The 22,615-nt window shown below is 69.3% G+C and carries 25 protein-coding genes; 19 read left to right on the top strand and 6 right to left on the bottom strand.

Annotated elements, in window-relative coordinates; all coding sequences use genetic code 11:
• The first annotated feature begins 121 nt into the window (after positions 1–121).
• The 14 genes from ACODRV_RS12755 to ACODRV_RS12820 are packed head-to-tail and all read left to right on the top strand — an operon-like array spanning position 122 to position 13,049.
• Positions 122–406 (top strand): YerC/YecD family TrpR-related protein, encoded by a 285-nt coding sequence (locus ACODRV_RS12755; RefSeq protein WP_141627354.1) that lies wholly within the window; start codon positions 122–124, stop codon positions 404–406.
• Positions 407–415: 9 nt separating this feature from the next.
• Complete coding sequence (hisG, locus tag ACODRV_RS12760; RefSeq protein ID WP_141627355.1) at positions 416–1,297, top strand: ATP phosphoribosyltransferase; 882 nt, start codon at positions 416–418, stop codon at positions 1,295–1,297.
• A complete protein-coding gene (gene hisD / locus ACODRV_RS12765; protein WP_488908566.1) occupies positions 1,297–2,619 on the top strand; it encodes a histidinol dehydrogenase in 1,323 nt (440 codons plus the stop codon). Before hisG ends, hisD begins: the two co-directional genes overlap by 1 nt.
• Complete coding sequence (locus ACODRV_RS12770) at positions 2,616–4,052, top strand: aminotransferase class I/II-fold pyridoxal phosphate-dependent enzyme (RefSeq protein WP_488908567.1); 1,437 nt, start codon at positions 2,616–2,618, stop codon at positions 4,050–4,052. Before hisD ends, ACODRV_RS12770 begins: the two co-directional genes overlap by 4 nt.
• Positions 4,049–4,651 (top strand): imidazole glycerol phosphate synthase subunit HisH, encoded by a 603-nt coding sequence (gene hisH, locus ACODRV_RS12775; RefSeq protein WP_488908568.1) that lies wholly within the window; start codon positions 4,049–4,051, stop codon positions 4,649–4,651. The genes ACODRV_RS12770 and hisH overlap by 4 nt, the downstream gene beginning before the upstream one ends.
• On the top strand, positions 4,648–5,382 hold the full coding sequence (gene hisA, locus ACODRV_RS12780; RefSeq protein WP_141627358.1) for a 1-(5-phosphoribosyl)-5-[(5-phosphoribosylamino)methylideneamino]imidazole-4-carboxamide isomerase: 735 nt from the start codon (positions 4,648–4,650) through the stop codon (positions 5,380–5,382). Before hisH ends, hisA begins: the two co-directional genes overlap by 4 nt.
• Positions 5,379–6,146, top strand: coding sequence for an imidazole glycerol phosphate synthase subunit HisF (gene hisF / locus ACODRV_RS12785; RefSeq protein ID WP_141627359.1), 768 nt, complete (start codon positions 5,379–5,381; stop codon positions 6,144–6,146). Before hisA ends, hisF begins: the two co-directional genes overlap by 4 nt.
• The gene (hisIE, locus tag ACODRV_RS12790) at positions 6,143–6,760 is read left to right on the top strand and encodes a bifunctional phosphoribosyl-AMP cyclohydrolase/phosphoribosyl-ATP diphosphatase HisIE (protein ID WP_488908569.1); all 618 of its coding nucleotides are present in this window, start codon (positions 6,143–6,145) and stop codon (positions 6,758–6,760) included. Before hisF ends, hisIE begins: the two co-directional genes overlap by 4 nt.
• A gap of 44 nt (positions 6,761–6,804) precedes the next feature.
• A complete protein-coding gene (locus tag ACODRV_RS12795; protein WP_141627361.1) occupies positions 6,805–7,800 on the top strand; it encodes a 3-oxoacyl-[acyl-carrier-protein] synthase III C-terminal domain-containing protein in 996 nt (331 codons plus the stop codon).
• Positions 7,797–8,786: an NAD-dependent epimerase/dehydratase family protein gene (locus ACODRV_RS12800; protein WP_488908570.1), complete on the top strand. Its 990-nt coding sequence runs from the start codon at positions 7,797–7,799 to the stop codon at positions 8,784–8,786. The genes ACODRV_RS12795 and ACODRV_RS12800 overlap by 4 nt, the downstream gene beginning before the upstream one ends.
• On the top strand, positions 8,783–9,628 hold the full coding sequence (locus tag ACODRV_RS12805; RefSeq protein WP_488908571.1) for an MBL fold metallo-hydrolase: 846 nt from the start codon (positions 8,783–8,785) through the stop codon (positions 9,626–9,628). The genes ACODRV_RS12800 and ACODRV_RS12805 overlap by 4 nt, the downstream gene beginning before the upstream one ends.
• The gene (locus tag ACODRV_RS12810; protein ID WP_488908572.1) at positions 9,615–10,874 is read left to right on the top strand and encodes a cell division protein FtsA; all 1,260 of its coding nucleotides are present in this window, start codon (positions 9,615–9,617) and stop codon (positions 10,872–10,874) included. Before ACODRV_RS12805 ends, ACODRV_RS12810 begins: the two co-directional genes overlap by 14 nt.
• The gene (locus ACODRV_RS12815; RefSeq protein ID WP_488908573.1) at positions 10,867–12,039 is read left to right on the top strand and encodes an ATP-grasp domain-containing protein; all 1,173 of its coding nucleotides are present in this window, start codon (positions 10,867–10,869) and stop codon (positions 12,037–12,039) included. The genes ACODRV_RS12810 and ACODRV_RS12815 overlap by 8 nt, the downstream gene beginning before the upstream one ends.
• Complete coding sequence (locus tag ACODRV_RS12820; RefSeq protein WP_488908574.1) at positions 12,036–13,049, top strand: Rieske 2Fe-2S domain-containing protein; 1,014 nt, start codon at positions 12,036–12,038, stop codon at positions 13,047–13,049. Before ACODRV_RS12815 ends, ACODRV_RS12820 begins: the two co-directional genes overlap by 4 nt.
• A 3-nt stretch (positions 13,050–13,052) precedes the next feature.
• Here the strand turns inward: ACODRV_RS12820 and ACODRV_RS12825 are convergent, their stop codons facing one another.
• The 3 genes from ACODRV_RS12825 to ACODRV_RS12835 all read right to left on the bottom strand — a co-directional run bounded on the left by ACODRV_RS12825 (position 13,053) and on the right by ACODRV_RS12835 (position 15,932).
• On the bottom strand, positions 13,053–13,673 hold the full coding sequence (locus ACODRV_RS12825; protein ID WP_141627367.1) for a glutathione S-transferase family protein: 621 nt from the start codon (positions 13,671–13,673) through the stop codon (positions 13,053–13,055).
• Between the two features lie 17 nt (positions 13,674–13,690).
• The gene (locus ACODRV_RS12830; protein ID WP_488908575.1) at positions 13,691–14,956 is read right to left on the bottom strand and encodes a NupC/NupG family nucleoside CNT transporter; all 1,266 of its coding nucleotides are present in this window, start codon (positions 14,954–14,956) and stop codon (positions 13,691–13,693) included.
• A gap of 97 nt (positions 14,957–15,053) precedes the next feature.
• On the bottom strand, positions 15,054–15,932 hold the full coding sequence (locus tag ACODRV_RS12835) for a branched-chain amino acid aminotransferase (RefSeq protein WP_141627369.1): 879 nt from the start codon (positions 15,930–15,932) through the stop codon (positions 15,054–15,056).
• Between the two features lie 88 nt (positions 15,933–16,020).
• Between ACODRV_RS12835 and ACODRV_RS12840 the strand changes: the two genes are divergently transcribed.
• From ACODRV_RS12840 to ACODRV_RS12850, 3 genes are all read left to right on the top strand, one after another.
• Positions 16,021–16,752: a response regulator gene (locus ACODRV_RS12840; RefSeq protein ID WP_205750753.1), complete on the top strand. Its 732-nt coding sequence runs from the start codon at positions 16,021–16,023 to the stop codon at positions 16,750–16,752.
• 130 nt (positions 16,753–16,882) lie between these two features.
• Entirely contained in the window at positions 16,883–18,226 is a 1,344-nt protein-coding gene (locus ACODRV_RS12845) for a sensor histidine kinase (protein WP_141627371.1), read from the top strand.
• A gap of 78 nt (positions 18,227–18,304) precedes the next feature.
• Positions 18,305–18,796 (top strand): hypothetical protein, encoded by a 492-nt coding sequence (locus ACODRV_RS12850; protein WP_488908576.1) that lies wholly within the window; start codon positions 18,305–18,307, stop codon positions 18,794–18,796.
• Here the strand turns inward: ACODRV_RS12850 and ACODRV_RS12855 are convergent.
• The 3 genes from ACODRV_RS12855 to ACODRV_RS12865 form a co-directional block, all read right to left on the bottom strand.
• Positions 18,793–19,593 (bottom strand): pyrroline-5-carboxylate reductase family protein, encoded by an 801-nt coding sequence (locus tag ACODRV_RS12855; RefSeq protein WP_488908577.1) that lies wholly within the window; start codon positions 19,591–19,593, stop codon positions 18,793–18,795. The two genes, ACODRV_RS12850 and ACODRV_RS12855, sit on opposite strands and share 4 nt — an antisense overlap.
• Positions 19,594–19,597: 4 nt before the next feature.
• Positions 19,598–20,101: a type III secretion system chaperone family protein gene (locus ACODRV_RS12860; protein WP_141627374.1), complete on the bottom strand. Its 504-nt coding sequence runs from the start codon at positions 20,099–20,101 to the stop codon at positions 19,598–19,600.
• A 64-nt stretch (positions 20,102–20,165) separates the two neighbouring features.
• Positions 20,166–20,441 carry an accessory factor UbiK family protein gene (locus tag ACODRV_RS12865; RefSeq protein WP_141627375.1) on the bottom strand — a complete coding sequence of 92 codons (276 nt, stop codon included), beginning with the start codon at positions 20,439–20,441 and terminating at the stop codon, positions 20,166–20,168.
• Between the two features lie 180 nt (positions 20,442–20,621).
• Between ACODRV_RS12865 and lgt the strand changes: the two genes are divergently transcribed.
• Both lgt and ACODRV_RS12875 read left to right on the top strand, forming a co-directional pair.
• On the top strand, positions 20,622–21,533 hold the full coding sequence (lgt, locus tag ACODRV_RS12870; protein ID WP_141627376.1) for a prolipoprotein diacylglyceryl transferase: 912 nt from the start codon (positions 20,622–20,624) through the stop codon (positions 21,531–21,533).
• The gene (locus ACODRV_RS12875; RefSeq protein ID WP_488908578.1) at positions 21,530–22,615 is read left to right on the top strand and encodes a class I SAM-dependent methyltransferase; all 1,086 of its coding nucleotides are present in this window, start codon (positions 21,530–21,532) and stop codon (positions 22,613–22,615) included. Before lgt ends, ACODRV_RS12875 begins: the two co-directional genes overlap by 4 nt.

The following is a 22,615-nucleotide window of genomic DNA, read 5'->3' on the forward strand; positions in this document are numbered from 1 at the left end:
CGGGCGGATGTTAGCGCTAACTATCAGCGACAGGACGCGCTCTTGGCAAGTCACGGAGTCTTTCGGGTCCGCGACAGAATGCACTTGTGCGTTCCATCGTTACAGCATAATGAAACGCGCCATGACGATCCCCGCCGCCCGCGACGCCCTGCACGACGCCCTTCTGACGCTGAAAACGCGTGAGGAGGTGGACGCCTTTCTGGCCGACCTTTGCACGCCCGCGGAACTGCGCGCCTTCACCGAGCGCTGGGCCGTGGCCCGGCTTCTGGACGCCGGCGGCAAGTCGTACCGCGAGATCGCCGCCGAGGCGCAGGCCAGCCCGACCACCGTCGTGCGGGTCGCCCGTTTCCTGAAAGAGATGCCGCATCAGGGCTACCGCCTGGTGCTGGACAGACTGAAAGCCTGAGTTGAGATCATGAGCACCGTTGAGGGTCGGCTGCGTATCGCCGTCCAGAAATCCGGCCGTTTGTCCGAACGCAGTCTCGATCTGGTCCGCGATGCGGGCCTGCGCGTGGTGAAGGGTAACAACGACCTGCTGTATCGGGTCGAGAACTATCCCATCGACCTGCTCCGCGTGCGCGATGACGACATTCCCACCTTTGTCGCCGACGGCGTCTGCGATCTGGGGATCGTCGGCGAGAATGTGCTGGAGGAGGGCCGCAACGGCGGGCCGGTCGCGCAGGTGGTCATGCCGCTGGGCTTCGGCAAATGCACGCTGAAGATCGCCGTGCCGCCGACACTGGACTACGCCGGGCCCGCCTCGCTGGACGGCAAGCGGATCGCCACCTCCTATCCGCGCGTCCTGCGCCGCTATCTGGAGGCGCAGGGCGTCAGCGCCGACATCGTCACCATGCGCGGCGCGGTCGAGGTCGCGCCGCGGCTGAAGCTGGCCCACGCAATCTGTGACCTGGTCTCCACCGGCGCGACCATCGAGGCGAACGGCCTGTCGGCGCGGGACACCGTGCTGGACTCGCAGGCGGTGCTGATCCGCTCGCCCGTCGCGCCCGAGCCCCAACTGGCCGAACTGCTGGACAGCATCATCGAACGAATGAGCGGCGTCGTCGCCTCCCAAGGCGCCAAATACGTCATGCTGAACGCCCCGCGCGCGGCGCTGGACCAGATCACCGCCATCCTGCCGGGCGCCGGCGCCCCGACGGTCATGCCCCTGTCCGGCCGGGACGACGCCGTGGCCGTGCACGCCGTCTGTCAGGAAGCCGTCTTCTGGGAGACGCTGGAGAAGCTGAAGGGCGCCGGGGCCTCGGCCATTCTGGTGCTGCCCATCGAGAAGATGATGTGATGACCCGGCTGATTGGAAACATCATCGACTGGTCGTCGCTGGACGCCGCCGGTCGCCGCGCCGCCCTCGCGCGCCCTGCCCGCCGCAGCGAGGCGCAGGTCACCGACGGCGTGCGCGCCATCTTCGACGACGTGCAGGCGCGCGGCGGCGCGGCAGTCACCGACTGGAGCCTGAAGCTGGACGGCGCCGCGCCACGCCGCATCGCCATCACGGACCAATTGGTGGCCGACGCCCGCGCATCACTCCCGCCCGCCGCCACCCGCGCCCTGAAGATCGCCGCCGAGAACGTCCGGATCTTCCATCAGGCCACCCGGCCCGACGACAGCCAATGGATCGAGACCCGGCCCGGCGTCCGTTCGAGAATCGTATGGCGACCCATCGGGTCGGCGGGTCTTTATGTTCCGGGCGGCACTGCCCCCCTGTTCTCGTCCCTGCTGATGCTGGCCATTCCGGCCCAGGTGGCGGGGGTGGCGCGACGCGTGGCCGTAACGCCGCCGTCGAAGGACGGCCGGCCCCACCCGGCCATGATCGTCGCGGCCGCCGAGGCCGAACTGAACGCCCTGTGGCTGATCGGCGGCGCGCAGGCCATCGCGGCGCTGACCTTCGGCGCGACGTTCGAAGACGGCGAGATCGAGCCCGTGGCCAAGCTGTTCGGTCCCGGCAACGCCTGGGTCGCGGAGGCCAAGAAGCAGGCCAGCGCCCTCCCCGGCGGCCCCGCCGTCGACATGCCCGCCGGGCCGTCTGAGCTGCTGGTCATCGCCGACCGGGACGCCGACGCCGTGGTCGCCGCCGCCGATCTGCTCAGTCAGGCCGAACACGACCCGGACGCCCAGGTCGTGCTGGTGTCCGAGAGCAAGGGCCTGATCGACGCCGTGCTGGACGAGCTGGAGCTTCAGCTCGAAACCCTGCCCCGCGCCGACATCGCCCGCGCGGCCCTGTCCGAAGGGCGGGTCATCCGGGTGAAGAGCGTCGCCGAAGCCTGCGAGGTCTCGAACCTCTATGCCCCGGAACACCTCGCGCTTCAGGTGCTGGATGCGGAAAAGCATGTCGAGCGGATCACCGCCGCAGGCGCTGTGTTCGTCGGCCCCTACGCCGCCGAGACCCTCGGCGACTACGCCGCCGGGCCCAGCCATGTCCTGCCGACCGACGGCGGAGCACGGACCCTCGGCGGGATCACCACCGCCAGCTTCATGACCTCCATGTCAGTCCAGAGCGTGAGCGCCGCAGGCGCCGCCGGTCTGGCGCCGGTGGCCGCCCAGCTGGCCCGGATGGAAGGGCTGGAAGCCCACGCCCGCGCCGCCGACCTGAGGTCGGGCCAATGAAGAACCTGCCCGCCCCCTTCGCCCCGCTGGTCGCGGGTGGTGAAGGTCTGGATCGTTATCCGGCCGCGCCCGCCGCGCTCGCGGCCCGGATGGGCGAGGTCTACGGCCTGCCCGCCGGTCAGGTGCTGCCGGTGCGGGGGCTCACACACGGGCTGGAGCTGGTCTTTCGCCTCGCCGCCCGCGACGGCCTGAAGGTCGAGGCCCCGGACGCCGAGCCCTACCGCTCGCTTGCCGCCCTCTATCGCACGGCAGCCCCACAGGCCGAGACCGGAGCCGTCATCGTGCGCGCCCTCGGTTCGCCCGAAGCCGTGGCCGAAATGGCCGCTCGGGTGGCGCCTGCCCTGCTGGTCGTGGACGAGGGGATGGCCGAGTACGCCGACGCCGCCTCGGCCGCTGAAGCCGTTGGAGAACAGCCGAACCTGATCGTCCTGCGCAGCCTGTCGATGGCCTATGGGCTGGCGGGCGCGCGGGTCGGCGCCGCGCTGGGACAGCCGGAGGCGCTGGCGCAACTGGCTTCGGTGCTGGAGCCCTATGCCCTGCCGGAAGTCTCGGTGCGGCTGGCCCTGCAGGCGCTCGATCCGTCCCGCCTGATCGAGACGAAGGAACGTCTGGGGGCCGTCCGGCGTGAGCGGGAGCGACTGGCCAAGGCCCTGTCGCGCGAGATGACCATTGAACCCGGCTTCGGCCCGGTCCTGATGGCGCGCCCATCCGATCCCGGGGCCGTGCTGGCCGTCCTGACCCGCTACGGCGTCGTCGCCGAGCGCGCGGGCGACCGCCTGCGTCTGCCGGTCTCCGCCAAGATGGAGATCAACGACCGCCTGCTGGTCGCGCTGGACCTCGCCCCCGCCAAGGCGCGCGCCAATCGCACCGGTCAGGCTGTGCGCGACACCAAGGAGACCCGCATCGTCTGCGCCGTCGATCTGGACACGACCGGCCCGGTCGTGATCTCGACTGGCGTCGGCTTCTTCGACCACATGCTGGAGCAGATCGCGGCGCACGGGGGCTTCTCCCTGACCCTGTCGTGCGAGGGCGACCTGCACACCGATCCGCACCACACCATCGAGGACAGCGCCATCGCGCTGGGTCTGGCGCTGAAGCAGGCGCTGGGCGCGCGCCGCGGCATCGCCCGCTATGGCTTCATCCTCGCGATGGACGAAGCCGAGGCCCATGTCGCCATCGACCTGTCGGGGCGGCCCTATCCGCTGTTCGAGGGAACGTTCGCCACGCCCTTCATCGGCGAGTACCGCACGGATCTGACGGCCCACGTCTTCCGCTCTCTGGCCGAGGCCATGGGCGCCGCGGTCCACATCAAGGTCACCGGCGACGACGACCACCACAAGACCGAGGCCGCCTACAAGGGTTTCGGCCGCGCCCTGCGTCAAGCGATCCGCGTCGAGGGCGAAGCGGTGCCGTCGACCAAGGGTGTTCTGTGAAATCCGTCACCATCCTCACCTATGGCGCGGGCAACGTCGCCTCGGTCCAGTTCGCGCTGGAGCGGCTGGGGGCCGCCGTGCGCCTGACCAGCGACCCGGCCGATGTGGCCGAAGCCGAGCGGCTGATCCTGCCGGGCGTAGGTCAGGCGGGCTACGCGATGTCGCGACTGGACCAACTCGGCCTGACCGACGCGATCCGCGCCTTCCCCCGCCCCCTGCTGGGCGTCTGTCTGGGCCAGCAACTTCTGTTCGCCGACAGCGATGAAGGCGGCGGCACGCCACTGCTCGGCCTCATCCCCGGGCGCGTCTCCAGACTGGAGCCCGGCCCCTCCCTGCCCGTGCCCCACATGGGCTGGTCACGGCTGGAGGTGACGCAGGCCGATCCCCTGCTCGAAGGCTTGGGCGATGGCGACTGGGCCTATTTCGTCCACGGCTTCGTCTGCCCCGACGGCCCCGCCACCCTTGCGCGGGCCGACTACGGCGGCGTGGTTCCGGCGGTGGTCCGTCAGGCCAATCGCTGGGGTTGTCAGTTTCACCCGGAGCGTTCGGCCAAGGCCGGGGCCCGCATCCTCAAGAATTTTCTGGAGCTGGACGCATGATCGTCTATCCGGCCATCGACCTGCGCGACGGCGTCTGCGTTCGCCTGATGCACGGCAAGTTCGATCAGGTGACCCACTATGACGATGCGCCGCCCAAACGACTGGCGGCCTTCCGCGCGTCAGGCGCGACCTGGGCCCACATCGTCGATCTGGACGGCGCCGAGGCCGGGCGCGCCATGCAGCATGAGCTGATCGGCGAACTGGCCTCGGCCATCGACATCCGTATCCAGTCCGGCGGCGGCGTGCGCAGCGCCGATGATGTCGCACGCCTGCTGGACGCCGGGGTCAGCCGCGTCGTGGTCGGCTCGCTGGCCGTGACGAAGCCGGACGAGGTGCTGGGCTGGCTCGAGCGCTTCGGCGCCGACCACATCACCCTGGCCATCGACGTGAAGGCCGACGGCGATCGCTATGTCCCGGCGCTGAAGGGGTGGACCGAAGCCGCCGACGTGGACCTGTGGACCGCGCTCGAGCGCTATCCGGTCGGCAGCGCCAGACACCTGCTGGTCACCGATGTGGGGCGCGACGGCGCCCTGACCGGGCCGAACCTCGACCTGCTGGCCGAGATCCACCAGCAGCGCCCCGACCTGTGGCTTCAGGCCTCGGGCGGGGTTGCGGACCTGACCGATCTGACCGGCGCCCGTTCTGTCGGATCGTCCGGCGCCATCATCGGCCGCGCCCTCTACGAGGGCCGCTTCACGCTGGAACAGGCGCTGGAGACCGCCCGCGCATGACGGCCAGAAGGATAATTCCCTGCCTCGACGTGAAGGACGGCCGGGTCGTGAAGGGCGTTCGTTTCGAGGGGCACCGCGACATGGGCGACGCCGCCGAACTGGCCGCCCGTTATCGCGATCAGGGCGCCGACGAACTGGTCTTCTACGACATCACCGCCAGCCCGCAGGGCCGCACGCTGGACTATGGCTGGGTGCGCGACATCGCCCGACTGCTGGACATCCCGTTCTGCGTCGCGGGCGGCATTCGCTCGGTCGAGCAGGCCGCGCTCTGCCTCGACCACGGCGCGGACAAGGTGTCGATCAACTCCCCCGCCCTCGAACGGCCCGACCTGATCGCCGAGATGGCCGACCGGCTGGGCTCCCAGTGCGTGGTCGTCGGCGTGGATTCCAAGCGCGCGGGGGATGACTGGGTCGTGCACCAATACACCGGCGACGCCGCCGCCAGCCGGGGCTCCGGCCGCCGCACCATGGACTGGATCATGGAGGCGCAAACGCTCGGCGCCGGCGAGATCGTCCTGAACTGCATGGACGAGGACGGGGTCCGCAAGGGCTACGATATCGCCCAGCTGGCCGAAGCCCGCTCGCGCCTGACCATCCCGCTGGTCGCCTCGGGCGGCGCGGGCTCGGCGGAGCATTTCCGTGACGTGTTCGAACAGGCCGACGTCTCGGGCGCGCTCGCGGCCAGCGTCTTCCACACCGGCGCCCTGCCGATCCCCGAGCTCAAGAGCTTCCTGATCCGATCCGGCATCGAGGTAAGACCATGATCGATCCGAACACCCTCGACTTCGCCAAGGGCGACGGCCTGATCCCGGTCGTGGTGCAGGACGCCGCGACCCTTCAGGTGCTCACCCTCGCCTATATGGACCGCGCCGCCTTGGATGAGACGGTGGACAGCGGCGAGGCGACCTTCTTCTCGCGCTCGCGCGGCGGGCGCTGGCGCAAGGGCGAGACCTCGGGCGACCGGCTGCACGTCGTCTCGATCACGCCTGACTGCGACAGCGATGCGCTGGTGCTGAAGGTCCGCCCGGTCGGCAACGCCTGCCACCTGAACCGGGTCAGCTGCTTCGGCGAAGAGGACGCGCCGGGCGTCGGACGTCTGGCCCGGCTGGAGCAGACCATCGCCGTCCGCGCCGCCGCCGATCCGGCTGAAAGCTGGACCGCCCGTCTGCTGGCCGAGGGGCCCAAGCGGGTGGCCCAGAAGGTGGGCGAGGAGGGCGTCGAGACAGCGCTGGCCGGAGCCGCCGGACCGGATGAGGAACTGGCCTCCGAAGCCGCTGACCTGATCTATCACCTGCTGGTCCTGCTGCACGCCCGTGGGCTCGGGCTGCAGGACGTTCTGGACGTGCTGGCGACGCGGGCGGTGAAGACCAGTCACTGAACAGTGATGGACGCAAGGCCACAGGCGAGGCTAAGCCTGCGGGCATGACGCCGATGACGTTGACCGGTTTCGGGGCCTATGCGCCGCGCGACCAACGCCCCTCGACGGTGCTGGACACCCTCTTCGGCCAGCCGGAGGGCTGGACGGAAAGCCAGTTCGGCATCGCCACGCGCGGCGTCGCATCCGCCGAGGAAACCACTTCCGCCATGGGCGTCGAGGCCGCGCGCAAGGCGCTGGCCATGGCCGGCTGGGCGGCGGACAATCTCGACGTGATCATCGGCGCCTGCGGGGTGATGGAGCAGCCGATCCCCGGCACATCGGTGCTGATCCAGCAAGCGCTGGGCCTCGGCAAGTCCGGAGTCTGGGCCTTCGACGTGAACCAGACCTGCCTGTCCTTCGTCACCGCCCTGGACATCGTGGCCATGGGCTTGGAGACCGGCCGCTTCCGCCGGGCGTTGATCGTGTCCAGCGACATAGCCTCGGCCGGTCTGGACTGGGGCACGCCCGCCTCCGCCGCCATCTTCGGCGACGGCGCCGCCGCCGTCTGCATCGAGGCCGGGACAGGCGGAGGCGGCCCGGCCCTGCTGGCGCGCGGGTTCGAGACCTATGGCGACGGCAAGGACCTGGCCACCCTACGCAGCGGCGGCACCCGCATCCGTATCGAGCATGGACTCGAGGCGCTGACCGAGGGCGCCCGCTTCCACATGGACGCCTTCGGTATCTTCAAGGCCGCCGCCCGCTGCCTGCCGGACCTGATCGACCGGGTGCTGGGCGAGGCCGGGCTGACCCGAGACTCCGTGGACGTCATTGTGCCTCATCAGGCCAGCAAGCCCGGCGTGGAGCATGTGCGTCGCCTGATGGGCGGAGACCCGGCCCGCGTAATCGACATCTTCAACACCCACGGCAACCAGATAGCCGCCTCCCTGCCCACCGCCCTGACCCTCGCGCAGGCTGAGGGTCGGCTGACCCCGGGCAAGACCGTCCTGCTGCTCGGCACAGCCGCCGGGATCAGCGCAGCCGCCATGGTGATCCGCACATGACCCGTCGCGCACTCGTCACCGGCGCCACCGGCGGGCTGGGACTGGCCGTGGTCGAGGCTCTGCTGGCCGCCGGCTATTCGGTCCGCGCCTCGGGCCGCAAGCCGGAAGCGTTGGAGCGGCTCAAGGCCATGGGCGCCGAGCCCTTCGGCGGCGATCTGCTGGACCAGACCGACGCCGCGTGCCGTGATATCGACGTCGTCTTCCACGCCGCCGCCCTGTCCAGCCCATGGGGACCGGACGCCGATTTCGAGCGCGCCAATGTCGAACTGACCCGCCGCCTGCTGGACGCCGCCAGAAACGCCGGGGCCGACGGCTTCATCTTCGTTTCGTCGCCGTCCGTCTTCGCCCGCTGGGGGGACCAGACCGATCTGACCGAGGACAGCCCGCCCAATCCTCGCCCGCTGAACGCCTACTCCCGCACCAAGGGCGAGGCCGAACGGATGGTCCGCGCCGCGGATACGACGGGCTTCCGCACCGTATCCCTTCGCCCCCGCGCCATCGTCGGGCCGGATGATCAGGTGCTGCTGCCGCGCATCCTGAGGCTGGTGAAGAAGGGTCGCTTCCCCCTGTTCCGGGGCGGCAAGGCCATGGTCGAGTTGACCGACAGCCGCGACGCCGCCCGTGCCCTGCTGCTGGCCGATCTGCATCGCGAACGAGCAGGCGGGCAGGTGGTCAACATCACCTCGGGCCGCCCGACGGCTCTGGCCGATCTGGTCGGCAAGCTGGGGCAAGCGCTGGGCGTGGAGGTGAAGATCATCCCCGTGCCGCTGATCATCGGTCAGGTGATGTCCGTGCTGTCCCAGACAATCAGTCGCCTGCTGCCCGGCCAGCCCGAGCCGGTGCTGACCCCCTACACCCTCTCGACCCTCGCTTGGTCCCAGACCTTCGACCTGTCCGGCGCCAAGCGCCTGATCGACTACGAGCCGCGGCACGACGCCATCGATACCGCAATGCAGATGGCGCCCGAACTGGCGAAGCGGGCGTGACCCGCTGCCGGGTGCATATCCTGCGCGCGGGGGCCTGTTCGCATCCGGAAGTGATGACCCGGCGCGACGGCCGTGTGAAGCCCGTGGTCTTCCCGGCCCTGGCCGCCCTGATCGTACATCCGGCGGAGGGCGCCATCCTGTTCGACACCGGCTATGATCCCGCCTTCTTCGAGGTGACCAGAGCCTTCCCGGAAATCCTCTATCGCTGGATGACCCCGGTTGATCTGGCACCGGGCGAAGCGGTGGCGGAGCAACTGCCCGACTTCGGCGTTCGCCCGGAGGAGGTCCGCGCGGTGATCGTGTCCCATTTCCACGGCGACCACATCGCCGGTCTGAAGCGCTTTCCGAACGCCCGCATCTTCTGCGCCCGGGCGGGGCTGGCGCAGGTGCGCAAACCGGGCCGGTTCGCGCGGGTGCGGCAGGGCGTCCTGGCTGATCTGGCGCCCGCGGACATCAACGCCCGCGCCGTCTTCTTCGAGGACCGCCCCCGTCTGCCGCTCGGTCCCGACCTGTCGCCGTTCGAGGACGGCGTCGACCTTTTGGGCGACGGCTCGCTGGTGGCGGTCCAGCTCCCCGGCCACTGTCCGGGTCACTGGGGGCTGGTCGTGCGGCAGGAGGACGGACGCACCCGCTTCCTGATCGCCGACGCCGCATGGTCCAGCGGCGCCGTGCGCGACAACGCCCCGCCGCCGCGCCTGACCACCGCCCTGCTGGGCGAGACCGGGCCATGGCGCGACACCCTGACGGCCTTGCACCGGCTGTGGAACCGCAATCCCGAACTGCTGCTCACGCCCTCCCACTGCGGCGAGGTCGAGGTGGAGGCGCCGCGTGGGCGCGGTTGATCGCCCCGCCGTCCTGCGCGCCTGGCTGGACGCCCGCTGGACCGGCTCGCGGCTGACCACCCGCGCCGCCATCGAGGCCCGACAGGCCCGACTGTGGGCGAGCCTGACGGCCACACTGGCCAAGACACCCGCTGTCGCGGAACTGGCCGGACAGCCGCTGGACGCCTTCCCGATCACCACTCCGAACGATGTCCGCGCGGACTTCGACCGCTGGAACACCCTCGGCCTGACCCGCGCCGAGACCGAGGCCGCCGCCCATGCCGCCGAGCAGGGCGGGACCGGCGAGGTCCGTCCAGGCGTGGTCGCCGGCTTCTCGTCCGGCTCGTCTGGACCTCCCGGCCTGTTCGTCAGCGGCAAGGCCGAGCGCGCCGCCTATCTGGGCCACATGATCGCGCGGCTGATGCCCAAGTCCGCCCTGTTCCGGAAGAAGCGGATCGCGCTGAGCCTGCGCGCGACGTCGAAGCTCTACAGCGACGTCTCCGGCGCCGGGCCGTTCCGCTTCCTGTTCCTGGGGTTGGACATGCCGACGGCGGAGAAGCTGGACCGTCTGGAGGCTTTCGGGCCTCACGTCCTGATCGCCCCCGCCCATGTCCTGTCCGAGCTGACGCATGGGGTGGAAACCGGCGCTCCATGGCGGCCAGCCCGTCTGTTCTGGGGCGCCGAGCCCATGGGGGAGACCGAGCGTGACTGGATGGAAGCCACGCTAGAGAGCCGCCCCGCCCCCATCTATCAGGCCACGGAGGGCTTCATCGGCGCCCCCTGCGTGCACGGCGCCATGCACCTGAACGAGGATGTGCTGATCATCGAGCGCGAACCCGTGCCGGGAACCAACCGCTTCCTGCCGGTCGTCACCGACCTGCGGCGCGTGACACAGCCGATGATCCGGATGCGCCTGCCCGATCTGCTGGAGCCTCTGTCCACGCCCTGCCCCTGCGGCACCGCGCGGCTGGCGGTCCGGCCGGTCGAGGGCCGGCTTGAGGACCTGTGGCGATGGGGCGAGACGGTGATCCCGCCCCGCGCCGTGGACGAGGCCGTCAGCGCCGTCCTGCCGCCCGGCGAGGACTGGCGGGCCGTCGCCGGACAGGCCGGCGTCCGGGTCGAGGCCGCCGCCGACAGCATCGAGGCCGTGGCCGGGGCGATCCGCGCCCTGCTGGCCGACAAGGGGATCGACCTCCCCGTCACCGCACGGAGCGCGCCTGAACCGTTCGCCGTCAAACGTCGCCGCGTGCGCTGGTCTGATGGCTGAGCACATCCTGATCACCGGCGCCCGGTCCGTCGCGGCGCTGGACATCGCCCGCAGCCTCCGCGTCGCCGGGTTCGAGCCCCATCTGGCCGACTGCGTCCCGGCCCGGCTGGCGCGATGGTCGAACAGCGCCGGGCCGGTGCATCGCCATGCCTCGCCGGTACAGCAGCCCGCCGCCTTCGCCGCCGGCATTCGCGCCCTGATCAATCGGCTGGAGCCGGTGTGGATCATCCCGACCTGCGAGGAGGTCTTCCATCTGTCGGCGCTGGCGACCGCTGACGGCTGGTCTGACCGGCTACTGGCTCCCCGCCCGCAGCCGTTGGCCGAGCTTCACGCCAAGGACCGCTTCGTCGCCTTGTGCGCCCGGCTGGGCCTGCCGACGCCGGAAACCCGGACAGTGACCGATCCCGCCGACCTGTCACAGGCCGTCACCGACATGGGCGATGTGGTGATCAAGCCGGTGTGGTCCCGTTTCGGTGAGGCCCTGATCTCGCCGTCCCCCGCCGCCGTCGCGCGCATCCGACCCACCGGAGACCGGCCATGGATCGTCCAGCGACGCATCCGGGGCGAAGAGGTCTCCTTCCATGCCGTCGCCCACGCGGGACAGATAGCGGCCTTCAGCGCCTACGGCTCGGACTGGAGGCTGCCCGGCGGCGCGGCCTATGCCCTCCACCCTCTGCCCGACCCCCTGACCACCGAGTTGCGCCGGATGGGCGATGCGCTCGCGCCCGAGGTCGGGACCGGTCAGTTCGCCTGTGACGCGTTGGTCGACGACGTCGGGCGCCCCTGGCTGATCGAGTGCAATCCGCGCGCGACCAGCGGGGTGCATCGGTTCGGCGCCGATCCCGCATTCGCCTTGGCCCTGATCGGTCGGGGAGAGGCGACGCCCGACCCGACGCCCCGCCATATCGCCCCCGCCCTGTGGCGCTACGGCCTGCCCGCCGCCCTGCGCGAGCGTCGCCTGACCGGGTGGCGGCGGCAGAGGCGCGACGGTCTCGACGCCCTGACCCGCCCCGGCGACCGCGCGCCCCTTGCCGGCGCCCTGATCGACACCCTCGGCTTCGCCCTGCGCGCGCTGCGACAGCGTCAGTCGCTGACCGCCGCCATGACCGCTGATATCGAGTGGAACGGAGCGCCGCTTTCCCCCGACCGCTGGAGCCACCCTTGACGCCCCTGCCCGAAAGCCTGTCCCGCAGCTGGCAGATGGCCGCCCTGTCGCGCGAGCTGGGGCGCAAGCCGGTGGCCCGCACGGTCGCCGATACCCCGCTGGTCCTGTTCCGGGGCGCCGACGGCGCGATCGCCGCCCTGATCGACCGCTGCCCGCACCGGAACTATCCGCTTTCCGAAGGCAAGCTAGTCGGGGGCGCCGTCCAGTGCCCCTATCACGGTTGGCGCTTCGCCCCCGACGGCGCCTGCGTCGAGGTTCCCGGCTGCGCCTTTTCCGAAAGCGAGGGCGCGCGTCTGGCCGCCGCTCCGGTCGAGGTGCGCGAACTGAACGGCGCGGTTCTGGTCCGCCTGTCGCCCGGCGGCCCCGACCTGCCAGACCTCGGCCCGTGGGGCGCAGAGGATCACGATCACTTCTGGTGGTCGCAGGGCGTCTGGCGCGGCCGGGCGCTGGATGCGCTGGAGAATGTGCTGGACCCGTTCCACACCAACTTCATCCACGACGGCATCATCCGCCGCAGCAGCCGTCGCATGCCCGTGCGCCTGTCGGTCCGGGCGGGGACGGACTGGATCGAGTCGATCATCGAACAGCCCCAGCCCGACCTCGGCTGGATGTCCCGCCTGCTGGAGCCGCCGCGCGACCGCAGCATCACCCGCCTGCACGCCCCGACGCTGGTTCAGGCGCGGTGGGAGGGACCGCGCGGCCTGACCCTGTGCGTGACGGTCTTCTTCACCCCCGTGACGCCGACCAGCCTGATGCCCTTCGCCTGCTTCACCACGCCCAAGGGGCGTGGCCCCGGATGGCTGAAGGAACGCGCCATCCGTCTGTTCCTCGATCCGGTGGTCAGACAGGACCGCGAAGCTCTGGCGCGGCAACTGGACAATATCGAACGCTTCGGCGCCCCACGCTTCCTGCAAGGCCCCGGCGATCTGCTCGGCGCCCGGGTGGCGCAGATCTATCAGGGGCAGTCACTGGAACCGGCCGAAGAAGGCCCGTTCGACCATCAACTCTAGAAGCTAGACGCCCGCCTTCGCCGCCGGACGGGCGCGGCCGGCCTCCAGCCAACGGGCCAGATGAGTGAACTCCTCCGGCGGCCGGTATTTGATCAAGCGAGCGAAATCGAGCCCGACCACCGCCACCACATCGGCGATAGTGAAGCGGTCGGCGGCGATGAACTCGTGGTCGGCCAGACGACGGTCCAGCGTCTTCATGAATTTTTCGGCCGAGAGTTTGTTGTACTCGGCCACCTGCGGCAGTTGGGTCGCCTCCAGCGCGGCCAGCGCGGGGTGCGAGTGGCGCACGTTCAGCATGATCGGATTGGCCAGATAGAACTCGCACCGACGGGTCCACATCTCGATCACCGCCTGCTCGGCGGCGTCGCGCCCGAACAGGTTGGGCTCGGGATAGACCGCCTCCAGATAGCGGCAGATGGCGACGGATTCCGAGATGGTCGTGCCGTCGTCCAGTTCCAGCGCCGGCACGTGTGGGACGCCGACCTTGGATCGGTACTCCGGCGTCCGGTGCTCGCCGACCATGATGTCCAGTTCGACCAGTTCGACATCCTCGACGCCCTTCTCGGCGAGAACCCAGCGGACCCGACGCGGGTTGGGCGCGCGGTGGGAGGTGAACAGCTTCATATGATCGGCCTTTCCGTTCAGCCGAATATGGAGCCGGGCATGGCCCCGACAATGGCCGCCGTCATCAGGGTCGACAGGAAGCCCGCGAACAGCGCCTTCCACACCAGCCCCAGCACCTCTTCGCGGCGCTCGGGCATCAGCACCGACAGGCCGGTCACGGTGATCCCGACCGAACCGATGTTGGCGAAACCGCACAGGGCGTAGGTCATCAGCATGCGCGACCGCTGGGTCAGTTCACTCGCCGGCACCGCGCCCAGATCCATGAAGGCCTTGAACTCCGTCTGGGTCAGCTTCGTGCCCAACAACAGCCCCGCCTGCCGCGCATCAGCCCACTCCACCCCCGTCAGCCAGGCGACCGGGGCGAAGACCCAGCTCAGCAGCCATTCGACGCTGATGCCCGGAAAGATCGCGCCGACCATGATGTTCACCAGCGCCACCAGCGCCACGAAGACGATCAGCACCGCCGAGATGTTCAGCACGACCATCAGGCCGTCCGAGGTGCCCTTCACGATGGCGTCGATGGCGCTGTCGTACTTCAGGGCCGAGTCGTATTCGGCGTAGGCCCCGCCCTCGCCGGGCTTTTCCGGAATGACGATGCGCGCCAGCAGGATGCCCGCCGGGGCCGAAATGATTGAGGCCACCAGCACGTGCCCGGCGGCGTTCGGCAGGGTCGTTTCGAGCATCAGGGCGTAGGCCACCATGGTCGAACCGGCCACCGTCGCCAGACCGACCACCATCATCAGGAACAGTTCCGACCGGGTCAGCTTGTCCAGATAGGCGCGGATGACGATGGGGCTCTCGATCATGCCCAGGAAGATGTTGGCCGCCACGGCAAGCGCCGAGGCGCCGCCCAGCCCCATCGTCTTCTGGAAGAGGATGCCGAAGCCGTAGGTGATCCACTTCAACACCTTCCAGTGCCACAACAGGGCCGACAGGGCCGAGATCACGAGGATCAGCGGCAGGACGTTGAAGGCGAAGGTGAACAGCGAGCCCTGATCCTGCACCGCATAGGGTTGCTGGAACTCACCACCCGCCAGGTAGCCGAAGACGAAATTGGTGCCGACGCTGGTCGCCTTCGCCAGCCCGTCCACCGCGCCGTTGATCGTTTCCAGCGCACCGCGCGACGCGGGGTTGAACAGCACCAGCACCAGCGCCGCCTGCACAAGGATGGCGCCGATCGCCAGCTTCCACGGGAAGGCGCGCTTGTTCTCGGACAGACCCCAGCAGGCGCCCAGAATGACGACGAGCCCCAGCAGGCTCTGCAGGTTCAAAAGGCTGAACATCAACACTTCCCCGACCGACGCACTCCGCCGATCCCGTTCAGCCCTTGAACGACAGGTTGTCGCATCTGGCAAGCGCCGCCAGACGCCACCGCCCTGATCAGAGCTGGCCGCGGACCAGCTTGCCGTAGTCTTCCATCAGCCCGAGGCTCAGCGCGCCCGGAGTGAAGCGGTACTCGCCGATCTCGCTGACCGGGGTGACTTCCGCGGCGGTGCCGGTCAGGAAGCATTCGCTGAACGTGGCCAGCTCCTCCGGGCGGATGTGGCGCACGACCACCTCGATGCCCTTGGCCTTGGCCATTTCGATCACGGTCTGGCGGGTGATGCCGTCCAGAATGGCGTCGACGGGCGGTGTGTGCAGCACGCCGTCCTGCACGAAGAAGACGTTGGCGCCCGTCGCCTCGGCCACATAGCCGCGCCAGTCCAGCATCATCGCGTCCGAATAGCCGCGCTTCTCGGCGGCGGTCTTGGACATGGTGCAGATCATGTAGAGACCCGCGGCTTTGGCCGCCGACGGGGCGGTCATCGGGTCCGGGCGGCGCCACTTGGCCCACTCCAGCCGAATCCCCTTCGCCTTGGTCTCCGGATCGAAGTAGCTGGGCCACTCCCAAACGGCGATGGCGACGTGGGTTTTGTTGTTGACGGTCGAGACGCTGACCTGTTCAGGCCCGCGATAGGCCACCGGACGCACATAACAGTCCGAAAGCCCCATCTTTTCGCAGGTTTCCTTGCAGGCGGCGTCGATCTCGGCCACGCTGTACGGAAGATCAAAATCAAGAAGGTTCGCGGAACGCTGGAGGCGCTCCGAATGCGGCGTCAGCTTGAAGATTTCGCCGCCATACATACGCTCACCCTCGAATACCGACGAGCCGTAGTGAAGGGCATGGGTCAAAACGTGCGTTTTCGCGTCCCGCCAGGGCACGAAATGCCCGTCCATCCAGATCCAACCATCACGATCGTCGAAAGGAACGAAGGCCATTGAAGAACGTCTCCCGCGAAACTCACCGGTTTAGACCCGCCGGAATCGCTCAGGTCAACGCCTGTTGCGCGTGTGAGGGCGTATCCGCATGACCGATGTTCGCTCCAGCGGCCGTTCGGGCCCGATCGCGGGGCCGGGCGCGGGTCGGCATCTGCTGGTCGTCGATGACGACGACCGCATCCGCGAACTGCTCAAGGAATTTCTGACCCGCGAGGGGTATCGCGTCACCGGCGCCGCCCACGCGGCCGCCGCCAAGCGTCTTGTCGAACTGATCGAGTTCGACCTGATCGTGCTGGACGTGATGATGCCGGGCGAAAGCGGTTTCGACCTGACGACCTGGATTCGCTCCAAGGCCGAAACGTCCAAGACCCCGGTCCTGCTGCTGACGGCCAAGGGCGATCCGGACGACCGGATCGAGGGCCTGTCCCGCGGCGCTGACGACTACATGTCCAAGCCGTTCGACCCGCGCGAACTGGCCCTGCGCATTGACGCCATCCTGCGCCGCACCGGCGGCAAGCCCCTGACCCCGCGCGAGATCAAGCTGGGGCCGGCGGTGTTCGACATGGAGCGGCTGGAACTGTTGAAGGACGGTAAGCCCCAGCGCCTGACCGAGGCCGAGGCCCAGTTGCTGAAAACACTGGCCATCCATGCCCACGCTCCGGTCGAGCGCATGAGCCTGTCGCCCGACACCGCCGACATCACCGGCCGCGCCGTGGATGTTCAGGTCACCCGCCTGCGCCGCAAGCTGGAAGCTGATCCGAAGAACCCGCGCTACCTCCAGACCGTGCGCGGCATCGGCTACATGCTGGCCCCGGACTGATGCACCGCATTCCTCCCCCCTCGGGGGAGGGGGACCGCGAAGCGGTGGAGGGGCGCCGCCCCCGCGCACGCTTCAACACCCCTCCACCATCCTGCGGATGGTCCCCCTCCCCCAAGGAGGAGGAACGGGCATGAGGCTTCTTCCCACCGCGCTCTGGCCGCGCTTTCTGAAGCGGCGTCTGCCGACCTCGCTCTGGGGCCGGTCGCTGCTTATCATCGTCCTGCCCGTGCTGGTCATGCAGGTGGCCGTCACCTGGGCCTTCTTCGACATGCACTGGCAGACGGTGACCGCGCGCCTGTCCGACGGTCTGGCGGGCGACATCGCATGGGCGGTCGAAAGCTACGCTGACGATCCGACGCCCCAGAATCTGGACGTCATCGCCGAGCGGGCCGAGCGTTCCATGTCCCTGTCTATCGTCCTTCAGGAGGGCGAGACCCTGCCGCGCGAGACCCGGCGCGGCACGCTCGGCGTTGTGGACCGGACGCTGGAGGCGGCGCTGCGCAACCGCATCGACCAGCCGGTCTGGTTCGACACCACCCGCTACCCCGCCTACGTCGACATCCGGGTGCAACAGCCGCAGGGGGTGCTGCGCATCATCGCTCCGCGAGAGCGCGCGGTGGCGACCCAGGCCCACATCTTCGTCCTTTGGCTGCTGATCGCCACGGTCCTGCTCATGGGCGTGGCGATCCTGTTCATCCGCAATCAGGTCCGAGCCATCGAACGCCTCGCCGAGGCGGCGGAAGCCTTCGGCCGGGGCGAGCCGCAGGAGCGGTTCAAGCCGTCCGGCGCGCGCGAGGTCCGGGCCGCCGCCCGCGCCTTCATGGACATGCGCGACCGCATCCAGCGCCACATCGACCAGCGCACCGCCCTGCTGGCCTCCGTCAGCCACGATCTGCGCACGCCCCTGACGCGCCTGCGTCTGGAGCTCGCCCTCGCCCCGCCGTTCAAGCGCGCGGACGCCATGCGCGGCGACATGGACGAAATGGAGCATATGATCGACGAGTACCTCGCCTTCGCACGCGGCGAGGCCGGAGAGGCGGCGCAGGATGTGTCCATCCCCGAGCTTCTCGCCTCCGCCGCCGAAGACGCCCGCCGCGCGGGGGCCGAGGTCGAGGTCATCGCCCCGGACGCCCTGACCGCGCTGGTGCGCCCCCTCGCCTTCAAGCGCGCGATCATCAATCTGGCGGGCAACGCCGCCTCGCACGGCGAGCACGTCCGTCTCAGCGCCCGCCCCCTGCCGTCCGGCGGGCTGGAGATCACGGTCGAGGATGACGGCCCGGGCATCCCGGACGAGATGCACGAGGAAGCCTTCCGCCCGTTCTCGCGCCTCGACGAAAGCCGCAACCAGAACCGCAAAGGCGTGGGGCTGGGACTGGCTATCGCCCGCGACGTGGCGCGCGGTCACGGCGGCGACATCACCCTGGAGCGCAGTGATCTGGGTGGGCTTCGCGCCCTGATCCGACTGCCGGGTTAGGAACGTCGGTCGTCCATTGCCAAGCCGCGCCATCGCGCCCATCTTTCAGGTCAGATCGGGGGCGATCTGGAGACTGCCATGCGTAACCTCGCCTTTATCGTGCCGTTCGCCGTCGCAGCGACTGTCGCCGGCGCCGCGGCCGCCCAGCCGTCAGTGACCGTGACCCTCGGCGAAGATCTGCAAAAGGAAAGCCGCGAGCTCGGCGCCCGGGAGGTGCAACAGCAGGTCGATCAGCTGACCCGCATCGTGTCCCGCGCCATTGCGGAAGATGCTGATCTGGCGGGAGCCCGGGTTGAACTCGTGCTGACCGAGCTGAAACCCAACCGCCCGACCTTTCAGCAGGTCGCTGATCGCCCGGGCATCGACCCCATGCGTAGCATCTCCATCGGCGGTGCGGCGATCGAGGGCCAGATCATAATGGCCGACGGACGCGTTCAGCCCGTGCGTTACCGCTGGTTCTCGAACAACCTGTCTGACGTTCGCGGCTTCGCGGTCTGGCAGGACGCTGATCGCGCCTATCGCCGCCTCGGGTCGAACATCGCCGCGGGTCGCTACGTCGTCGGGCGTTAGAGGCTCTTCGCCCGCGCCACGGCGGCGCTGACGGCGGCTTCGGCTGCACGCGTCAGGTCGCCGCCGTCGGTCATGGCGTCCAGCCCCGCGCGGGTCGTGCCGCCGGGCGAGGCGATGCGGGCGATCAGGGCGTCCAGTCCCTCGCCCGTCTCCAGCCCCGCCCCTGCCGAGCGCAGGGCCCCGCGCGCCAGTCGCGCCGCCGCCTCGGGCGACAACCCTTGCGCCGCACCGGCATCCGCCAGTCCCTGCACGAAAGCATAGATGAAGGCAGGCGCGGATCCGGCCACGGCGGTCGCTGCATCCATCAACGACTCATCCTCCAGCGGCGCCACATCGGCGACCGGCGTGAACAGGGCTTCCGCCGCCGCCCGCGCGCGTGGATCGTCGGACCAGACCGCCGCCACGCCCTGCCCCTGCGCCACCGCAGTGGTGGGCATGACCCGCGCCACCGGTCGAACGGCGACAGCGGCGATGTCGGCGGCCTTCACGCCCGCCATCACGGACACGATCACAGCGTAGGGGTTCAGGTGTTCGACCAGCGGCGCCAGCGCGGCTCGCCACATCGCCGGCTTGACCGCCAGCACCACGGTCTTCGCCTGATGCAGATCGCCCGACGGTGGATTGATGCGCGCGCCCTTGGCGCCGGCCGCTTCGGTCGCGGGCTTGGACGAAGGACTGAGAATGATCAGGTCGGTCGCCGCGACCGTATCGGTCGCCAGCCAGCCTTCCAGCATGGACGAACCCAGACGGCCGCAGCCCACCAGGACCACGCCGTCACGGGAAACATCGGATGTCATGGGATCAGGCGGTGCCGACCGTCTCGAACAGGCAGGCGTCGATCGCCTCCTGCGGCTTCTTCGACCCGCGGATCATGAAGTCGAAGGCCGGATAGTAGCGGTCAGCGGCCTCCACGGCGGCGTCGATCATCGACGCGGCCTGCGCCAGCGTGGGACGCTCGCCCAGCGGCAGGGCCAGCGAATGGCGGAAGACGATCTCGCCATCCTCGGCCCAGACCTCGAAATGCCCCATCCAGGTGCGCTGGTTGATCAGGCCGACCAGCTCATAGGCAGCGGCGCGGCGAGCCTTGGACGCCTGCAGGTCCAGGGCGCAGCACAACTGAAGGCAATCCCCTTCCGGACGCCAGGCGAACCACAGCTCGTAGTCCTTCCAGTCACCGGCCAGCGAGAAAGCCAGATCGCCCTCGTCGGTACGATCAAACGGCAGGTTTTCCGCCACCAGCACATGCTCGACCACGTCCAGCGGATCGTAGGGCGTGTCGATTTCTTCGGGCCGAACGGCGTCCATCAAGTCTTCCTTGGGCGCGACTCACGCCCTGTTAAGGAACCGTAGGCGGGTTCGCAGATTCGGCTCAACCGGCTGCGTCCTGAGGGGGAACACTCGCTGTGGACGTTCCCTTGCGAGGCGTTCTGGCGGCCTTCAGGGCGGCGATTTCCTCACGCAAAGCCGTGACTTCCGCCTTCAGCGCATCGAACTCATCGCGGCGGACCAGGTCCATTTCGGCGACGAAGCGATCCGCCTGCGCGCGCATGGCGGTCCGGGCTTCCTCGCCCGCGGTCTGGGCCAGACCCATGGCGCCGGTGGCCAGTTTCGAGAACTCGTCGAGGAAGGGATTTCGGCTTTGCATGGTGTTCAGAGGCTCCGACTCGGACTGATGAGCATGGTTAATGAAGGTTGACCCGATATGGTGAACGAAACCTTGTCATGCTTGCGGCGAAACCGCGCTCGAGGCGTTACTGAAATTTCGGGGACGTGATCGGCGACGCTTGCTAAACCACGCCCCAAGGAAACGCCTTCAGGAGCGCCCGTGCAATTTCCCGAGTTCAATCCGGTGTGGTTCAGCATCGGCCCGCTGGACATTCGCTGGTACGCCCTCGCCTATGTGGCGGGCATCGTTCTGGGCTGGTGGTACGCCGCCCGCATCATCAGGACCGAGCGTCTATGGGCGCCGGGCAAGCCGCCGATCAGCACCCAGCAGCTGGATGATCTGGTCCTGTGGATCACCCTCGGCATCATTCTGGGCGGCCGTCTGGGCTTCGCACTCTTCTATCAGCCGCATCTGTACGGCGACCTGTTCACCGGCGCGAACTGGGGCGAGCGGCTGGCGCTGTTCCGGCTGTGGGACGGCGGCATGTCCTTCCACGGCGGCCTCTTGGGCTGCACCCTCGCGGTGGTCCTGTTCGCCCTGCGCTCGAAGGTCCGCATCCTGACCATCGGCGACATCGCCCTGGCGGCGGCGCCGTTCGGCCTGATGTTCGGGCGTCTGGCCAACTTCATCAACGGTGAACTCTGGGGTCGCGAGACGACGGTTCCGTGGGGCGTCAACTTCTGTAACCAACGCGCCCGCGACATGTACGGCGCGACCTGCGAATACCTCGGTCAGGGCCCCGGCGACGTCGTGCGCCACCCCAGCCAGCTTTATGAAGCCGGCCTCGAAGGCGTCTTCCTGCTGGGCCTGCTGGCCTTCGCCGTCTGGAAATGCGGCCTGCTGCGCAAGCCGGGCTATGCCACCGGACTGTTCCTGCTGGGCTATGGCCTGATCCGCGCCCTGCTGGAGACGGTGCGCCAGCCGGACGTCGGTCTGGATCACCTGCCGTTCGGCCTGACCATGGGCATGATCCTGTCGACGCCGATGATGCTGATCGGCGCCTGGCTGATCTGGCGCGCCTGGAGCCGCCCGCCGGTGGACCGGACGGACGGGGCGCCCGCGGCGTCATGAGCCTGAAGGACCGGCTGGCGCGCGAGATCGCCCTGACGGGACCGATGACGGTCGCCGACTACATGACCCGGTGCCTGCACGATCCGCGGGCCGGCTATTACGCGACCCGCCCCGCCCTCGGCGCGACCGGCGACTTCATCACCGCGCCGATGATCAGCCAGATGTTCGGCGAACTGATCGGTCTGTGGGCTATCGAACTGTGGAACCGGCTGGGCGCGCCCGAGCGGGTGCGGCTGGTCGAGGTTGGCCCCGGCGACGGGACCCTGATGGCCGACGCCCTGCGCGCCGCCCGTCTGGCGCCGGAGTTCCTGGAGGCGGTCGATCTGATCCTGATTGAGCCCAGCGCGCCCCTGCGCGAGGCGCAGGCCCGCATGCTGGCCGACAGCGACGTGCACCCGCGCTGGGTCTCGTCCCTCCAGCAGCTCGAGACCGACGCCCCCGTGATCCTGATCGCCAATGAGGTCCTCGACTGCATGCCCGCCCGCCAGTTCGTGAAGACGGAGGATGGCTGGGCCGAGCGCTGCGTGGGCGTGACCGACGCCGAGAACGGCGCGGGCGATCTGCAGTTCGGGCTCGTGCGGATCACCGGCGGCTTCAAACGCCCGGACTTCGAGGTCGCGCCGGGCCAGACCATCGAGATTTCGGACCAGCAGGCCATCTTCGGTCGCGATCTGGCCAACCTGCTGAAGGCCGCCGACGGCGCCGCACTGCTGATCGACTACGGCCGCGCGAAGCCTGAAGCCGGAGACACGCTCCAGGCCCTGAAGCGCCACCAGAAGGTCGATCCGCTGGCCGACCCCGGCGACGCCGACCTGACCCAGTGGGCCGACTTCCCCACCGTGCAGGAAGCCGCTGTCCATGCGGGCGCCGGCGTGACCGGCTGTCTGGGGCAGGGCGAGTTCCTGAAGCTGCTTGGCATCGAGGCTCGCGCCGACCGGCTGAAGTCCGGCCGCCCGGACGCCGCCCCGATCATCGAGCGCCAACTGGCCCGCCTGACAGACGACGACCAGATGGGAACCCTGTTCAAGGCCTGCGCGATCTTCTCTCCGCACACCCTGGTCGTGCCGGGTTTCGAGGAGTGA

Source organism: Brevundimonas sp. FG8, assembly GCF_057808845.1.

Excerpts from the sequence above, each read along its gene's own strand:
- ACODRV_RS12755 (WP_141627354.1), top strand. The coding sequence starts at position 122 with ATGACGATCCCCGCCGCCCGCGACGCCCTGCACGACGCCCTTCTGACG.
- hisG (WP_141627355.1), top strand. The coding sequence starts at position 416 with ATGAGCACCGTTGAGGGTCGGCTGCGTATCGCCGTCCAGAAATCCGGC.
- hisD (WP_488908566.1), top strand. The coding sequence starts at position 1,297 with ATGACCCGGCTGATTGGAAACATCATCGACTGGTCGTCGCTGGACGCC.
- ACODRV_RS12770 (WP_488908567.1), top strand. The coding sequence starts at position 2,616 with ATGAAGAACCTGCCCGCCCCCTTCGCCCCGCTGGTCGCGGGTGGTGAA.
- hisA (WP_141627358.1), top strand. The coding sequence starts at position 4,648 with ATGATCGTCTATCCGGCCATCGACCTGCGCGACGGCGTCTGCGTTCGC.
- hisF (WP_141627359.1), top strand. The coding sequence starts at position 5,379 with ATGACGGCCAGAAGGATAATTCCCTGCCTCGACGTGAAGGACGGCCGG.
- hisIE (WP_488908569.1), top strand. The coding sequence starts at position 6,143 with ATGATCGATCCGAACACCCTCGACTTCGCCAAGGGCGACGGCCTGATC.
- ACODRV_RS12795 (WP_141627361.1), top strand. The coding sequence starts at position 6,805 with ATGACGCCGATGACGTTGACCGGTTTCGGGGCCTATGCGCCGCGCGAC.
- ACODRV_RS12800 (WP_488908570.1), top strand. The coding sequence starts at position 7,797 with ATGACCCGTCGCGCACTCGTCACCGGCGCCACCGGCGGGCTGGGACTG.
- ACODRV_RS12815 (WP_488908573.1), top strand. The coding sequence starts at position 10,867 with ATGGCTGAGCACATCCTGATCACCGGCGCCCGGTCCGTCGCGGCGCTG.
- ACODRV_RS12825 (WP_141627367.1), bottom strand. The coding sequence starts at position 13,673 with ATGAAGCTGTTCACCTCCCACCGCGCGCCCAACCCGCGTCGGGTCCGC.
- ACODRV_RS12830 (WP_488908575.1), bottom strand. The coding sequence starts at position 14,956 with ATGTTCAGCCTTTTGAACCTGCAGAGCCTGCTGGGGCTCGTCGTCATT.
- ACODRV_RS12835 (WP_141627369.1), bottom strand. The coding sequence starts at position 15,932 with ATGGCCTTCGTTCCTTTCGACGATCGTGATGGTTGGATCTGGATGGAC.
- ACODRV_RS12840 (WP_205750753.1), top strand. The coding sequence starts at position 16,021 with ATGACCGATGTTCGCTCCAGCGGCCGTTCGGGCCCGATCGCGGGGCCG.
- ACODRV_RS12845 (WP_141627371.1), top strand. The coding sequence starts at position 16,883 with ATGAGGCTTCTTCCCACCGCGCTCTGGCCGCGCTTTCTGAAGCGGCGT.
- ACODRV_RS12850 (WP_488908576.1), top strand. The coding sequence starts at position 18,305 with ATGCGTAACCTCGCCTTTATCGTGCCGTTCGCCGTCGCAGCGACTGTC.
- ACODRV_RS12855 (WP_488908577.1), bottom strand. The coding sequence starts at position 19,593 with ATGACATCCGATGTTTCCCGTGACGGCGTGGTCCTGGTGGGCTGCGGC.
- ACODRV_RS12860 (WP_141627374.1), bottom strand. The coding sequence starts at position 20,101 with ATGGACGCCGTTCGGCCCGAAGAAATCGACACGCCCTACGATCCGCTG.
- ACODRV_RS12865 (WP_141627375.1), bottom strand. The coding sequence starts at position 20,441 with ATGCAAAGCCGAAATCCCTTCCTCGACGAGTTCTCGAAACTGGCCACC.
- ACODRV_RS12875 (WP_488908578.1), top strand. The coding sequence starts at position 21,530 with ATGAGCCTGAAGGACCGGCTGGCGCGCGAGATCGCCCTGACGGGACCG.